Consider the following 14,742-nt stretch of genomic DNA (forward strand, 5'->3'; position numbering starts at 1 on the left):
CCCGATCGACGTCCCGGGCACAAGGGCCCGGAACGTCAGGATCCGCATTCACAGATATAAGTGCTTATCCAAGCACAGCCGACGTAGCAGCTTACTTAGCTGCGGGCGACGAGGCGTCGACCCACATGTCCTCATAGTTCTGGATCGCCAGTTCGGTCGCGTTCGGCTGCAGCCCCTTGAGCCAAGGCTGATAGGCCAGGACGGCCTTGTTGTAGTTGAACCACCACATCGGCACCTCCTCGCGGAGGATGGCGTTCGCCTTCTTCAGGTTTTCGAGACGCTTGGCCTGATCGTCGGTTGCGGACGCTTCGTCGATGAGCTTGTCGAATTCGGCATTCTTGAACTGGGTGTAGTTGCACGCCGATTGCGGCGTCGCCGAATGGAAGCACTTGAGCGTGGTGAGCGGATCGGGCCCGGAGGTGAGCGACCAGTTGAAGGCCTGATAATCGCCGTTGCGGGCGACCTCGGACAGAACCGTGCCTTCGACCGGCTTGATCTTGACCTTGATGCCGACCTTCTCGAGCATCGGAATAGCGGCCTCGACGATCGGAATGCCCCAGCTTTCGTTGGAGGTCGCGGTCCATTCGAACTCGAAGCCGTCGGCATAGCCGGCCTCGGCCAGGAGCTTCTTGGCCTTTTCCAGATCGTATGGATAGGCCTTCAGGTCCTTGTCGTAGGCAGGCGACGAGACCGGCAGCCAGCTCGTCGCGCGGAAGGCCTTGTCCTTGAGGAGCCGCTTGATGATGAGATCAGAATCGATCGCATAATTGATCGCCTGGCGGACGCGCTTGTCGGCGAAAGGCTTGAAGTTCGGGTTGAAGCCGGTGACGCGGGTATAGACCTCGGCGACCTCAAGCAGCCCCTTCGACAGTTCCGGATCGGCCTTGTAGGCGACATATTGCGTCGGCCCGAGGATGGATGCGTCGATTTCCTGGTTGCGGAACGCGACGTCGCGCGCCGCCGCCTCGCCCATGATTGCGACCGTGACCTTGTCCGCATAGGGCTTACCCTGCTGGTAGAACTTGTCCCAACGCTCCGCCACGAGACGCGAGCCCGGCACGTATTCGACGAACTTGAATGGACCTAGCCCGATCGGCTTCGTCGCGAAGGATTCCTTCGCGGCTTCGTCAGCCGGATAGATCGCCGTCAGGGAGGCATAGAAATTGAAGGCCGGATCGAGCTTTTCGGTCAGGGTCATCTCGAGGGTGAAATCGTCGATTTTCTTGAGACCAGAGATCTCCTTCGCCTGCCCCTTCTCGACGTCGATCGCGCCCTTGATGATGCGCACGTAACGCGCGCCCGGATAGGCCTTCTTGCCGTCCATCAGGCGCGTATAGGTCCAGATCACGTCGTCGGCCGTCATCTTGCGGCCGTTGTGGAAATAGGCGTCATCGCGCAGCTTGAAGGTATAGACCTGGCCGTCGCCCGAAACCTTGACCTCCTTGGCCAGATCGAGAACCGGCTTGTTGGCGTTCGCATCCCAGTTGTAGAGAGCGCGGTGGATCGCCTTGGCCCAGATCTCGTCCTGAGCCCGGTTCGACGTATGGATGTCGAGATTCGCGAAGCTCGATCCGTAGGGCGCGGTGAAGCGGATCGTCCCACCCGTTCGCGGCGATTGCGCATAGGCGCTGAGGCTCATGGTGAGAGCGAGCGCAGTGGTGATGACAAACTTCTTGAGCACGGCTGATCCTCCAAGCTGTGGCAGTCGCTGGCGCGCCGGCTGGATGCCGGCGCGAGATACAGACTTTCGTCGATGCAGTTCTGTGTCGAGGCGCGTTTCCCATTATGGTTTTAGCTGACGCCCAGACGATCGTGAACGATCAAACCTCCGCAGATCGTAAGAACACATTGGGTGTTGTCAAGAATATCCTCTGGCGAGGCCTCCAGAATATTGCGTGAAAAGACAGCGATATCGGCAAGCTGCCCTGGAACTATGCGCCCTTTCAAATCCTCCATCTTCTGCGAAAAGGCTCCAAACTCCGTGTAGGCCTGAAGGGCCTCCTCGATGGACACCCGTTCGCTCGCATCCATCACCGTGCCTTTCCACGTCTCGCGCGTCAGCATGGCATAGAAATTCGGGAAGGGGTTCGGCTCACAGACGGGGGCATCGCTGCCCGTCGCAGGCTTGAAACCGAGATCGATCCAGGTCTTGAACGGATAGCTCTTGAGGCCTCGCTCCACTCCCAGCACCGACACGTAGGCATCGCCGAAATCGTAGATGAAGACCTGCTGTGGACAGGGATAGATGCCAGCCTTGATCATGCGCTCGTGCTGAGCGGGGGTCGAGAAGCCGCAATGCTCGATGCGATGCCGCCGGTCCGGATCAGGCATGGCGGCAAGCGCGCGCTCGTAGGCCGAGATCAATTGCTCAATGGCCGCATCGCCGATTGCGTGGCAGATCAGCTGGTAACCCTTGGCATGCGCATCCATGACGAGCTCGTTGAGTTCGTCGTCGGACATCATCTGCACGCCGGTCGTGCCGTCGTCCCCGAGATAGGGTTCGGACATCCAGGCGGTGCGCCCTCCTGCCGAACCATCGAGGAAATACTTGACTCCTCCGATCATGAGCATGTCGTCGCCAGTGCCGGAAATCAGACCAGCCTCATAGCATTTGGGCACGATGGACCGGTCCGGATCGCCCAGGAGGGCGAGCCAGGTTCGCACCGGCAATCGGCCCTCGCGCTTGGCCCGATGATAGGCCGCGATCTCCCGGAAGCCGCCGCGTTGTCCGACGGCGGCATCCATGCAGCTGGTGATGCCATAGGAGAGCAGGTGACGCCCGCCGCGCTCGATGGCATTGACGAGGTCGTCCTCCGTGGGCGGCGGGACAACCGCCCAAACCGGCGCACGGGCATTCTCAGCCAGAAGCCCTGTCAGGCGCCCGTCCCGCTGTTCGATGAGCCCGCCGGGCGGGGTGGCTGAGGCCTCATCGATCCCGGCTAGTTTCAGGGCGCGGGAGTTGCAGATGGAGACGTGCCCGCAGGTCCGTACCAGCATCACGGGATTGTCCGGGGCCGCCTGGTCGAGCTCGTCTCGATGAGGATGCCGCCTCACGTCGAGCTTGGTTTGGTCATAGCCGCGCGCCAGGATCCATTCGCCGGGCTTCGCCTTTGCTGCCCGCTCGCCGATTGCTCCAAGAAGAGCACCAAGAGTCGGGGCCGAGGATGGCTTGGCATCGACCCAGTCCATCATGAGCCCGAGGGAGATCAGGTGCAGGTGCGAGTCGTTGAGGCCGGGCGTCGCGAGCCGTCCTTTGAGATCGATGATTTGCGTTGATGGGCCGATAAGCGATGAGATGTGGGCGTCACGACCCGTGGCCAGGATCCGATCCTTCCAGATCGCGACTGCCTCGACGACGCCCTCGTCCCGGCCGCACCAGATTGGACCGTTCCGCAAAACGATATCCGCGATGGGCGAAGCCGTGCTCCGCCCCATCGAGCCAGAGGCGAGCGCCCGACCAGCAGCATTGTTCATTCTCGACCCCTGTCATTTTCCTATATCCCGGGCGCCTTCCCGGTCCTCGGGAGCGTGTCCCTGGCGATCAAACCACGATCCTCAGATGGCATCCAGAGGCCATATCGGCCGCCTGACGCTCTTATAGGGGCGCTCCTTGAAGTTGCGCGTCGACAAAGCGCCGGTGTCGACCTCGAGAATCTGGCGCGCGATCGGTTCAAAGGCTGCGCGGAAGTGCTGCATGGACTTGACGATGAGGGTCGACTTCCGGGTCGGGTCGACACCCAATGACGTGAATTGCCCAAGATCGGTTGCCTGTCCGTTATGGCTGATCACGATAATTTCCACGCCGCCGACCCGTAGGAGAAGACTCAGGCCATAATTGCGCCGGGCGCCGCCGCCCATCGGACCGTAGGCAATGAACGAGCCGTCCGTGATCGCGACCACATGACCGGTCACCTCGAGAGGTCCGCCTCCCATGGTCGGATCCGTTTTTCCCCCGAGCTGGAGCGTCACGCGGTTGCCAACCCCCGCCGCCTGCGCCTGCAGGACGGCCTCAGGATCGCAGATTGCATGAAACCCGACGTTTTTAAGATCAGCCGCCAGCACCGCTTCGAGAAGATTGGTGGCATCCCCATAGGCGCCGGAGCCGGGATTGTCGGAATAGTCGGCAATGATCAGAGGCTTGGTCGCACTGGCCTCGCCGGCCTTCGCCGTGGCGATGGCCTCGTCCAGAGGGGTGAATTGGATGGAAGAGAAAGTCCGCTGCTCCCACACGTAATCCATCAGCTCTTCGGCAATGGCCTGGGCGGCCCCACGGTCGTTGCCCGTCACGGCGATGGAAGGCCCGATGTCATGGACGTCAGCGGATGAAAAACCCGCCTGAATGCTGACCACCAGGGCCTGGCGTGAGGCTTCGATCTGGTCGGCTCGGCGCAAAAGCTCCACCATGGGCGGCGATGTGGTGCGGCCACCATCCAAGGCGTACAGGATAGGGCGCCGGGCTACTGCGACTTGCGGCGTGACCTGTTTCAACATGGCCTTTTCGAGCAATTCTGCAGCCTGCCAGGTCCGCTCGTATTGGTCGATGTGCGGATAGGTCCTGTAGGAGATGAGCGAGCTGGCGTTGTCGGCCATCTTCTGGGTCAGCGTCGCGTGCAAATCGAGCACCGCGACCATCGGCGTCTCGATCCCGATCCGTGAACGGATGCGGGCGAGAAGCTCCCCCTCACCGTCATCATAGGACTGCGTCGACATGGACCCGTGTAGATGCAGCAGAACGCCATCGACGCCGTCGCAGACGTTCAAAATCCTCTCTGAGACGGCGTCGAAGAAAGCATCCGTGACACGGCCAGACGGATTGGCGGAGGTCACGATAGGGTGAATCACACTCCAACCGAACTTCTCAGCGGCTTCGAAGGCGGCGCCCATAGAGGTGCGCGTGTCGGCGAACGCGCCGGGAATATCGTTGTCGAGATAGTAGCAACTGTTTCGGAAGGCGCTTTCGTCGGTGGCCTGGACGCTGAACGTATTCGTCTCATGCATGAATTCGGCCACAAGAACGCGCATCACCATCTCGTTTCACTCCCCACAGACCCGGCGGTCTTTGCCTGCCAGGGCCGGTTGGCCTCCTCTTCAGAGGGGCTGCCTCACCCTATTGAGTCTGGATGGTGACAAAGGCGAAAAATTTCTTCAAATATCAACTTCTGCTCAATGCATTCATTTTTGATATGGAAGTCGACAAAGCGTGACAATATCTCCCCGGCATGTCGAGATTTTCCACGCGGTCATGTCGTCAGGCAGCGTGACCCAAGCGGCCATCGCTCTGCGCACCTCACAGCCGACGGTGAGCCGAGAACTCAAGGAGTTTGAGCGATGCCTCGGCTTTACGCTCTTTGCCCGGAAGGGCAGGTCCCTCGTTCCGACAGAGGCCGCCGTCTCGTTGCACGGCGAGGTTCGTCGATCCTTTATCGGCCTGGAGGAGATTGAAAGGACAGCCGAGGCCATCCGTGCGAACGCCTCCGCTCACATCAAGATCGTATGCATGCCCGCCTACAGCACGACCCTCCTGCCTCCTCTATGCCAAGACTTTCTCCGGAAGAACGAAACCATACGCCTGAGCCTCTACGCACTCGGCAATGCAGTGGCTGCCACCGGTATTTCGGCGCATCATTACGATCTCTGCATGGTAGAAGCTGATCTCGGCTTCGCGGGTTGGGAATCCGCTAGCATCAGTGCCGGCGAGCAAGTCTGCATTATACCCAAGGGGCATTCGCTCGCGGGCAAGAAAGCCCTCTCTCCTTCCGATTTCGAAGGTCGCGACTTCATCTATTTTTCGGCCGACGATATGTATCGGCGTAGCTTGGATAACATATTTCGGGAACATGGGGTGATGCGGCGCCTAAGAATGGAGGCATCCACGGCGGCATCCGTATGCTCCCTCGTATCTCAAGGAGTCGGCGTATCGATCATCAACCCAATCAGTGCAATGCACTGTCTGCATCTGGGAGTAGAGATGCGCCGCCTCTCATTCTCAATTCCCTACACAGTACGGCTGCACAAAAATCAGAACGCGAGCAACCCGGCCGTCCTCAATGATTTCGCTGAAAGTTGCGTCGCTTCCATTGTCAGCATCAGGCAGAAAGTCGAAGAGATTCTTGGGAGAGATATCGCAACTCAAGGCACTCGAGCAGCGAACGCGAAAGTAGGAACCAGTTTTGCGTGAAAAGATGCTCAGAAACAAAGGCCTACGGCACCGGACGTGAATTCGAATTCATGTCCGATACTGTAGGCGACTGCCTGGACCTGGAAACCGGCGCTCTATGACTGAGTGCAATTACGAATTGCACTTACCAGCCCATGTGCCATGAATAATGACTTGGTTCTGTCTGGGTGAGGACACAGAGCTTACTGCAATCAAGGGTCCTTTAGATCGACCGGCAATCGCCCTGAGAAGGCGATAGCGGCTGGCCCAATAAGGGTGAGGCTCTCATCCTTATGGACCTCGATATGCAATTGCCCTCCGGGCATATCAACCGTAATCCGGTTTTCCTGTGTGAGCCCGCGACGCCGAGCCGCGAGCACGGCGGCACAGGCTCCGCTGCCGCAGGCACGGGTCAGGATTCCAGGACGCTCCCACACCACGAGGCGGATTAGATCCGGAGCCACTATCTCCGCAACTCCCACGTTGCCTCCCTCCGGTAGCATAGGGTCATTCTGGATTGCAGGAGCCCAGCGGGGCACATCGATCTCGTCCCGACTTGCAACAAAGCAGACGAGATGCGGATTGCCGACGTTCACTGCCGTGGGATGCGAGAGGGGACCCGAGCCGAGATCGAGGAGGAGGGTGTCGGCCTCTGACGCAAGGGGAATGCTGCGCCAGTCCCATCTGGGAGCAGCCAAACGCAACGCGATGTGACTGTCGCCAGCACGCGCTGCATCTATCAGCCCTCCGAGGGTTTCCAAAATCAGAGTATTATTGTCGCTGCCGGACAACAGGAGCCATGCGACGCAGCGGGTTGCATTCAGACATGTCTGGGCCTCGGCGCCGTCCACGTTGTATATCCGCATTCGAGCGCCTGCACCGGATGCCTGCGGTGGTTCGACTACCAGCAACTGATCTCCGCCCACTCCAACATGACGATCGCAGATCCAGCGAATTTCCTCGGGCGACGGTCGAAACGGCTCGTTGCGGGCATCGACAACGACAAAGTCGTTGCCAAGACCATGCATTTTCAAGAACGAACGTCCGCTGGGGTGAAACGCTGGCAAGGGACTATGCTACACAAGAAGGAGTTGCGTCGGCCGATCTCTCATCGGAAGTTGAACATTGAATTCCGATCTCCGGCAAGTCAAGCTGCGGTTCTATACTAATGATCTTCACGAATGTCCTGTGACGGAGAGGCCTGCGTGTTGAAAGAAGCTGACGATCATCTTGGGTCGTCGCTGCAGGCGGGCGAACTCAAGACGCACCAGACGGTGCAGGTCGTCGACGGATTCGGGTAGCGCATTCTCCATAGCTCGCTTGACAAACGCATTGCACTGCTCCTCCGGGTTGAGCTCGGGGGCATAGGCTGGCAGATAAGCAACCGCGAAGTCCTGCGCATGGGCTGCGATGAAGGCGGTGGTGAGCTGTGATCGATGGGCATTGAGCCGATCCCAGACCACCAGCAGCGGCGTGCCGACTTTGCGCTGGAAATACCGCAACGCTGAGATCACGGTCGGGCGCGTGACGCTGGTGCGGACGTGGCGGGCATACAGCCGCCCGTCCGGGGTGATCGCCACGATGCTCGACACCTCCCGCCGCTTGCTCAGGCGCCGCAGCACCGGGGTCAGCCCACGCCGCGCCCAGGTGGTGCCTGGCCGGGCCCGGAAGCTGTGACCCGTCTCGTCCCAAAGAAGGAGCGTGCGGCCTTCCCGCTGGGCCTTCTTTTTAAAACAACCCAGTCGCGCTTGGGCCAGACCGCGATCACGAGTTCGTCGCGCTCCTTGGCCCGTGTCGCCGGGCGCGGCACACTGAAGCCATGGTCCTTCAGCGGCTGCTCTAGATAACGCGGATGGTAGTGAACCCCAAACTCGCGCTCGATCAGGGCGGCAATGCGCCGGAGGGTCCAGCGCGCGGTGGCAAAGCCCGCTGCTATCGCGCCCCGATCCAGGAGCCGGCCCAGATGAGCCCAGGCCTTCTCGTCGAGGCGGGGCTCTCGTCCTGTTCGGACGCGGGTGGCTAATCCGCGTCGGCCCTGCTGAGCCAGGGTGGCGGCCCAGCGGCAGACACTGGCGCGACTGACGCCAAGCCGGCGGGCGATGTCTGCCTGGGAGAGCCGCCCCTGCCGCAACAGTCTCGCGGCCGCCAGACGGCGCTCCTCCATCTGCTCCGGCGTCAGATGCGCCGGACGCCAACTGTTGTCCTCCATCGTGCTCCTCCTCACGAGGATCGACACCGCCCTATGTTACACCACCTTCGTGAAGATCATTAGTTGTCTACAACGATGAGAAAAAATCATCAGATTGTAAACAGGTTAGACTTCAATCTTCCGACCTAGTCTGAACTGGAACGAGGACTCTAGCAGCCGATCTCGCTTTTGATCCTCTGGACCTCCGAGCGTGAACTACACACATTCTCGCAAGGGATGCCATCATTGTCGCCATCGGCCCGTCGGTAGCCGCCGCACCACATCTGGACTGCTTCCCGGCATGTGCTTGCTGCCTTGCAGGATCTGGCCTGGGCGACCTGGAAGGGTCGCAGGCTCTCCAGCCGGTCGAGAAGAGGTGACGAGCCAGGTTGCTCGAAGGCGAGCGCGGGTCCGAGTTGGCTTCCTGCCAACAACAGTCCAACGACAAGTGATTTCAGCATAGAGTTCTCCCCCTACCCTCTTGGTGCCCGCCAACCGGCGGCTTTGGCTTCATCCTCAGAGCAGAACCAGCGCTCGCCCTTGGCTTCATCGATGGTCGTGCGGGCATAGTGGCGGCTACTCGGCAGATGGTAGATCCGCTCCGAGCCGGAGATGTTTCCCTTGATGGCGCACTTGCGGTCCGAGCCTGTTGAGGCCTCGTTGGGCAGCCTTTCGCCACGGCGCCAGTCCCATGGCTTGACAAAGGTACCAGCCCACAGACCGCGCTTGGCGCGCTGGGCTTCCTTCTCCTCGTCGGAATAGCGGCCATCGGAGTACTGGGTGTACTCAACCGCCCAGCCCTGCCGGATGAGCTCACCGGCAATGTCCCGGCCATTGGCCTCGCAGGTGGCAACGATTCGGCCGTAACGATCCCGGTCCTGCTCCTTGCAACTTACCCGCCCGTTGCGGTCGATGATCGACGCGAGCGCGTCGGCTGCTTTTGAGCCGCAGAGATACCGAACTCCAGAAGCATCGTTGCAGGTCTGCTGGCTTTCCGGGCCGTCAACACCATACAGGCGGATGCGGGTTTTCTCCCCTTGCATAGCAATGGTGTCCACGTCGACGACGTCAGCTTGGCCCGAGAGGGACTGAGCCACCACCGGCGATGTTAACGCGATCAATGCAAGAGCGACGACAGCGGAACGCAAACTTATTTCTCCAGATGGCACCATTGAATTGTCAGGAATGGGTCGGCTGATCTTCTTCTGGTTATTCGCATCGTATCAGCACACTCACTTGCTTGGCTTGGTCAGCGAGATCGGCTGGGGCCAAGGCCTGGCTCGCTGTGCCCTGCTCAACGACAACCTGATTGCTCTCCAGGAAGCTAGCGGCCAGTGATCCCTTGATGGCGAAGTTGACGTTCTGAGGAATGTCCCCGTTCGTTGCGACCATCACATTGAGAGCATTGAGTTTTGCCGAGACGATACCCACGACATTGCCGTTCTGATCAAAGAGCGGACCACCCGAGTTTCCTGGCTGCACCGGGGCAGAGACCTGAAGGTATCGGCTGTCGTCCTTGAGCCCGGAGAGGGCCGTGACATTGCCAAGGGTGAAGTTGCCTGAACTGGACAGAAGTGCGGTCAGTGGGAAGCCAAAGGCGGCTACTCCTTCCCCGAGCCGGATGCCCAACCGAACACCTGCTACCTTGCTGGGCCTCAAAGCTGTTCTGAGGAGAGCAAGGTCATTAGTGGTGTCTTTGGCCAGAACCCTCCCGGAGACCACATCACCGTTATCAGCCTTCACATCAATGGATGAGCAGCGATCCACGACGTGGGCATTTGTCAGCACATGCCCTTCTCGTGACACGAAGAAGCCGGTACCGGAGGATGGCCCCTTTTCGTCAGCTTCCGACTTTGGAGTTGGTGCGGGAGTTTTGGGCTCTGCGGGGCGAGCGACCGCGACCGTCTCTTGAGGTGGAGTCATCGTCGGGGCCTCTGTGAAGGGAGACCCTGACATGCTAGCCCAGAAGGAACCGGAGATGAGGGTTGCTACCCGCTCCATGTGAAGGTGGGTTTCGCTGCCCTTCCAGAACAGGAAGAAGCCCAACACCCCGCGTCCATCCTCATGGAACCGGATATAGGCATCAAGCCCATTGGCCGTTGACATTGAGACGACGAAGAAGTCCGGCTTCAGGATCTTGTAGTGAACCCTGCCACCCTCGGACAGAACTTTGTTGAGGACGCTCTGGTAGTTTGCGACGAGAGTTGTGCCACCGAAATATGAATAGGCCAAGGATGCCCTGCCCTGAGGGTCCGACCAGGCAATGCCGTTCTCGTCTCTCTTGGCAACCAGTCCGAGGCCGAGCGGGACCCAGATCGGATGGCCCCGGGTCGGATGTGGGATGGCACGGAAATTCCATGTCTGCAAAAGGGGCATTGCGCTGTTGAGCACCTGCCCGAACAGGTCAGCATCAACGGCTCCGTTCGGGATCCGCCCGTAGTCCCGCTGGTACTTCGAGACAGCCTCGAAGAGGCGATTGCTGAAGTTCACGTTCGGAACGGCCGGCCAGTAGCCGTTGGCCGTCAGCAGGACCTGAAGCTTGATCCGCTCGTCTACGGTCAGCTGAGAGAAGTTCTGCTCTGCCTGCTGGTATCCAGGAGGGCGGCGCTGAGCAACCGCTGGTTCCGCCATGGTAAAGAAGGCGATCACCAGAAGAACCCAACGCATCACAAACCATCCTCGCGCAGCATAACTTGCCACCAGATTGCCATATTTCGGCTTCGGGGCGCTATAGCTTTGGTGGCACACTCGTATGTTAGCTTGCAGTCGGAGCCCGATTTGGAGACTCCTGGTTAACTTAGGCACCGCAGCAGTTGGAGTTGTGCTCACCGAGGATGCGGCACCACCTCTCTTATGTTATTTTGTTTTGATTGCCGCTTTGGGCTTAATTCAGCCCAGAGCCGATCATCAATCGGGTTGCGCTCATTGAAGTGGAGCATCGAGAACCTAAGAAGACGGTATTCACCTGCGAGAGAGGTGCCTCGATGAGCAAGGACAATCCGCTGAGGCCGCGCTCACGCCGGAGCCCTAAGCGGATCCTCAGCGAGGCTGAGTTACAGCGCTTTGGGCTTCGCCGGATCTCTACTTTGAGCCGGGACACTCCCCGGAAGATTGGGGGTGGAAACAGCATTGACCTCAAGAGGTGCGGTCTGCTGGTTTGGAATGGGCCAGCGACGCTCCTGTCCAGACTCGCTCATCTCATGAGGCCACTGTGAGACTGCCCCACCCCATTCGTGCCCTTGTTTTGGTGGTGCTTCTCGCCGCCTCCGACGCCGCAGCGGCAGCTTGCCCCCAGCACTTCTTCAACAGCACGGCTCCTACTCTTACCAATCCGAAGCTTACGCCCAAGACCCGGCAGATCTGTTACACGGAGTTTGTGCTGCTCCACTCCGGGCTGACCCGGACCCCTCTTTGGGTGGCTGAGCATCTCACCCCCAGGCGAGCAAGCGGCGCTCGTGCTCTGAATAGAGTCAACAACTTCCACGCCGACCCCAACCTTCCGCCCGATGAGAGGGCGGAACTGTCCGACTATGTCCGCAGCGGCTTCGATCGCGGCCACATGGCCCCAGCCGGTGACATGACCACCCCCCAGGGTATGGACGAGTCCTTCTCCTTAGCCAACATGGTGCCGCAGAACTCCGACAACAATCGCAATTTATGGGAGAGCATAGAACGCGCCGTGCGCGATTACTCAGAGCGGCAGGAAATCTACGTGGTCACCGGCCCTCTCTTCCAAGGAGAGAACCTTCAGGCTCTCAAGGGGCGTGTGCTGGTGCCAACCCACATCGCGAAGGCCGTCTATGACCCGAGGCTAAATGCTGGAGCGGCTTATCTTACGCCCAACCAGGAGGGAGACGAGTACAGGATTATCTCGCTTGCCGAGTTGCAGCAGTTATCGGGCATTGACCCGTTCCCTCAGCTGCCACCGGACATCAAGCAAAACATCCTGAACTTGCCTGCTCCCCAACTCCGGAGATCGAAAGGTCCTGGAAGGAATACCCGTAGACCTCCGCCTCAAGCAGACATTCGAGAACAGAGCCCTGTCCCATCACAGGACGGGTTCATTGGGGGCATCCTCGATGCCATTGATCAGTTTGGACGCCGCCCATGACAAAGAAGTTTCAGCCATTCTCAGACGACAGCGCCTCTCTCAGCATTGGCGAGTTCACCATTGAGAACGGTACCGACAAAGTAGCTCTTTATGGCTCGCTCGACGTGATGCGGGATAAGAACGGCCTCAAGCAAGCGAAGGCACTGAAGGCGGCTGTCGACGCTATCGTGAAGGCCTTGGAGAAGGATAATGCCCTGCCTGATGAAAGTGGTCCCGCAGAGGCACCTCAGCAGGTCAAAAACCCGTTCACATAGATCAATCAAACCGGCAAAGAAGGGCTTCAATTTGGACGAAGATCGATGAACTGAACGTCTCCGAGGTTGCTCTTGTCCCTACCCGCCTCTCAGCAGATAGCCGCGGCGACGCTTTCGCTGGAGCCAAGTTTCGAGGGCTTCCATTGCACATGACCGGTTTTCGTAGAGTTCGATCCTCCTCTGCCCCGGTTGACCGATGCGGCCCCACTCGCGGATCAGTGTCGCATCACCGAACAAGCTGGGTTCGATCGACAGCACATAGTAGCGAGCCATGTTGCAACTCGGATCGAACCTGTCGAGGACCAGGTACTGGATCGTGTCTTGGGACATGCCTCCATGTTGTGCAAGCCATGTGCTGAGGTCCAATCAAAGTCCTGAATCAGTTAAGACGCAATGATTCACAACAGTGATGCACCCTGCCTTCGAACTGTCAGCGTAGCAACTCACAGGCGTTAACGCTCGCCTGGACTTTGCTTCTCCCTTACGCTGACAGCGTCAGCCATTGTCTTCCCTGAGGGAGACTTTGCGTCGCCTTCTCGAGTGCCATGACACGTCCCTCAAGAGCGTCGATCGCCGTCAGCGAGTAGGCTAGGCTGCCCGCCGCCAGCACCACGGCAGCAATCGCGGCTACCAGCGTGCCAATCTCGATGGCTTTGCGCTGGTCATGCGTGCGACGCAGAACCTTTTTCAGATACCGCTCGAAGATCACGTAGAGGAAGAGCCCGCCCACGACGGTTGAAATCAACACCATACTTTTCACTCCTGGTTCTCCATTCCGGCCCTCTCTGACACCCGGCACGCTGGCCCATCGCCCTCTCGGGCGCACGCTATCCCTAACCTCATGCCATTCTGCGCCTCCTCATGGCCAGGAGCTCAATGGCGAGGTCGATTTTGCCGGCTTTGACCATGCGGGTGAGCGCGCGGAAGTAGCCGCCCGGGTTCTTGATCCGGCTCTCCCCGCCGTTCTTAGCCACATCATCCTCGTAGAGCTGCAGCGTGTAGATCACCGCGATCGCGGCCCTGACGGTACCGATCTCCTCCACGGCCTCGGCCCAGGCGCTCTCATGCGCCCCGAGGGAAGCCCGCAGGTAGCGGCCGGCAGAGACGATGTCGGCCAGATCCCGCACCGGCTGGCCGTAGTCGCTGAGCGTGGGGCAGGCCTCAAGGATCAATTCCGGTGATACGTGCTCGGCGGGTTGTTCGGTTGAACGAACCGCCTCAGCTTTCTTTGGAAAGCCTTTGTTACAAGGCTCACTAGGAGATCCGTTGTTGTTATCAGTGTGAGGGACTCTGAGTCCGGCATTGCCCGCTTTATAGAAGGCATCTTCAACCTGGCTTCTCAACAGCTGCCAGGCCTCCAACAGGTCCGCCGCCAGCGTCACCCTGGACCGGGCGGGCGTGCGCGCCTGCAGGAACTTCAGTTCATCCTCGAACCCGGTGCGGTCCAGCTCTGGGAAGTGCTCCGCCAGGGCGCTCAGCGCTTCTTCCGCCGCCCGTCGGCAGATGGTGACCTCGTCAAAGGTCCGCTTCTGCACCTCGCGCAGCTGCTTCTGCTCCATGAGCATCACGGCCCAATCGCCCCGGCGGGCATAGATCGGGGTGAGGTCGAAGCCAAAGGCGTCGACCACCTGCCCGGCCAGGTCCTTGACGGCATAGCGCTTGCCGTTGGGTGAGTCCTTGGGCGCAATCAGTTGCAGGTCGATCAGCTGGCGCAGGATGCGCCGGATCGCCCGCTCGGTCAGGCCGGTGCGGCTCATGAGGTAGTCGTTGGACGGCCAGACCAGCAGCCGCTCCCACTCCTGCTCGCCCCAGCAGGCGACGAGCTCGGACAGGACCGTCCGCTGAGCTGGCCTGAGGTCGAGAGCCTTGCTCGCGTCCCGGGCGGCGGCCGAGAGTTCTTTGCGCGTCACCGTGCGCTCGGCTTCGAGCGCAAGCTTCCTTGCGACCAGAGCGGCATGTCTCAGCCGCCGGCCTCCTGACGATGCAAGCTGCATCGTACCCTCCATGTTGAGGGCAAAGCGGGAGCGCTCAC

General features: G+C 60.0%; 14 protein-coding genes. 3 read left to right on the plus strand and 11 right to left on the minus strand.

The window, feature by feature from the left end; all coding sequences use genetic code 11:
* Positions 1 to 91 precede the first annotated feature (91 nt).
* From DDF70_RS12965 to DDF70_RS12975, 3 genes are all read right to left on the minus strand, one after another.
* Positions 92 to 1,639, minus strand: a complete 1,548-nt coding sequence (locus tag DDF70_RS12965; RefSeq protein WP_114945338.1) for an ABC transporter substrate-binding protein — start codon at positions 1,637 to 1,639, stop codon at positions 92 to 94.
* Between the two features lie 152 nt (positions 1,640 to 1,791).
* Positions 1,792 to 3,435, minus strand: coding sequence for an amidohydrolase (locus tag DDF70_RS12970; RefSeq protein ID WP_114945339.1), 1,644 nt, complete (start codon positions 3,433 to 3,435; stop codon positions 1,792 to 1,794).
* A gap of 120 nt (positions 3,436 to 3,555) precedes the next feature.
* On the minus strand, positions 3,556 to 5,022 hold the full coding sequence (locus DDF70_RS12975; RefSeq protein WP_162820378.1) for a M81 family metallopeptidase: 1,467 nt from the start codon (positions 5,020 to 5,022) through the stop codon (positions 3,556 to 3,558).
* A gap of 178 nt (positions 5,023 to 5,200) precedes the next feature.
* Between DDF70_RS12975 and DDF70_RS12980 the strand changes: the two genes are divergently transcribed.
* A complete protein-coding gene (locus tag DDF70_RS12980; RefSeq protein WP_114945287.1) occupies positions 5,201 to 6,178 on the plus strand; it encodes a LysR family transcriptional regulator in 978 nt (325 codons plus the stop codon).
* A gap of 191 nt (positions 6,179 to 6,369) precedes the next feature.
* Here the strand turns inward: DDF70_RS12980 and dapF are convergent, their stop codons facing one another.
* From dapF to DDF70_RS13010, 5 genes are all read right to left on the minus strand, one after another.
* On the minus strand, positions 6,370 to 7,224 hold the full coding sequence (dapF, locus tag DDF70_RS12985) for a diaminopimelate epimerase (RefSeq protein WP_162820380.1): 855 nt from the start codon (positions 7,222 to 7,224) through the stop codon (positions 6,370 to 6,372).
* 108 nt (positions 7,225 to 7,332) lie between these two features.
* Positions 7,333 to 7,899 (minus strand): transposase, encoded by a 567-nt coding sequence (locus tag DDF70_RS12990; RefSeq protein WP_245435477.1) that lies wholly within the window; start codon positions 7,897 to 7,899, stop codon positions 7,333 to 7,335.
* Positions 7,785 to 8,366, minus strand: coding sequence for a winged helix-turn-helix domain-containing protein (locus DDF70_RS12995; protein ID WP_114945289.1), 582 nt, complete (start codon positions 8,364 to 8,366; stop codon positions 7,785 to 7,787). The genes DDF70_RS12990 and DDF70_RS12995 overlap by 115 nt, the downstream gene beginning before the upstream one ends.
* 452 nt (positions 8,367 to 8,818) lie before the next feature.
* Positions 8,819 to 9,493 (minus strand): thermonuclease family protein, encoded by a 675-nt coding sequence (locus tag DDF70_RS13005; protein WP_245435471.1) that lies wholly within the window; start codon positions 9,491 to 9,493, stop codon positions 8,819 to 8,821.
* Positions 9,494 to 9,554: 61 nt separating this feature from the next.
* Entirely contained in the window at positions 9,555 to 11,012 is a 1,458-nt protein-coding gene (locus DDF70_RS13010; RefSeq protein WP_114945292.1) for a serine protease, read from the minus strand.
* Positions 11,013 to 11,556: 544 nt separating this feature from the next.
* On the opposite strand from DDF70_RS13010, the gene DDF70_RS13015 reads away from it, so the two are divergent.
* A complete protein-coding gene (locus DDF70_RS13015; RefSeq protein WP_245435472.1) occupies positions 11,557 to 12,456 on the plus strand; it encodes a DNA/RNA non-specific endonuclease in 900 nt (299 codons plus the stop codon).
* Positions 12,453 to 12,710 carry a hypothetical protein gene (locus DDF70_RS13020; RefSeq protein WP_114945293.1) on the plus strand — a complete coding sequence of 86 codons (258 nt, stop codon included), beginning with the start codon at positions 12,453 to 12,455 and terminating at the stop codon, positions 12,708 to 12,710. The genes DDF70_RS13015 and DDF70_RS13020 overlap by 4 nt, the downstream gene beginning before the upstream one ends.
* A 78-nt stretch (positions 12,711 to 12,788) precedes the next feature.
* Here the strand turns inward: DDF70_RS13020 and DDF70_RS13025 are convergent, their stop codons facing one another.
* The 3 genes from DDF70_RS13025 to repC form a co-directional block, all read right to left on the minus strand.
* Complete coding sequence (locus tag DDF70_RS13025) at positions 12,789 to 13,040, minus strand: WGR domain-containing protein (protein WP_114945294.1); 252 nt, start codon at positions 13,038 to 13,040, stop codon at positions 12,789 to 12,791.
* Positions 13,041 to 13,191: 151 nt separating this feature from the next.
* Positions 13,192 to 13,461: a hypothetical protein gene (locus tag DDF70_RS13030; RefSeq protein WP_114945295.1), complete on the minus strand. Its 270-nt coding sequence runs from the start codon at positions 13,459 to 13,461 to the stop codon at positions 13,192 to 13,194.
* Positions 13,462 to 13,549: 88 nt separating this feature from the next.
* The gene (gene repC / locus DDF70_RS13035) at positions 13,550 to 14,704 is read right to left on the minus strand and encodes a plasmid replication protein RepC (RefSeq protein ID WP_114945342.1); all 1,155 of its coding nucleotides are present in this window, start codon (positions 14,702 to 14,704) and stop codon (positions 13,550 to 13,552) included.
* Positions 14,705 to 14,742 lie beyond the last annotated feature (38 nt).

The sequence above is a fragment of the Microvirga calopogonii genome, assembly GCF_003347665.1.
GTDB classification, from domain to species: domain Bacteria; phylum Pseudomonadota; class Alphaproteobacteria; order Rhizobiales; family Beijerinckiaceae; genus Microvirga; species Microvirga calopogonii.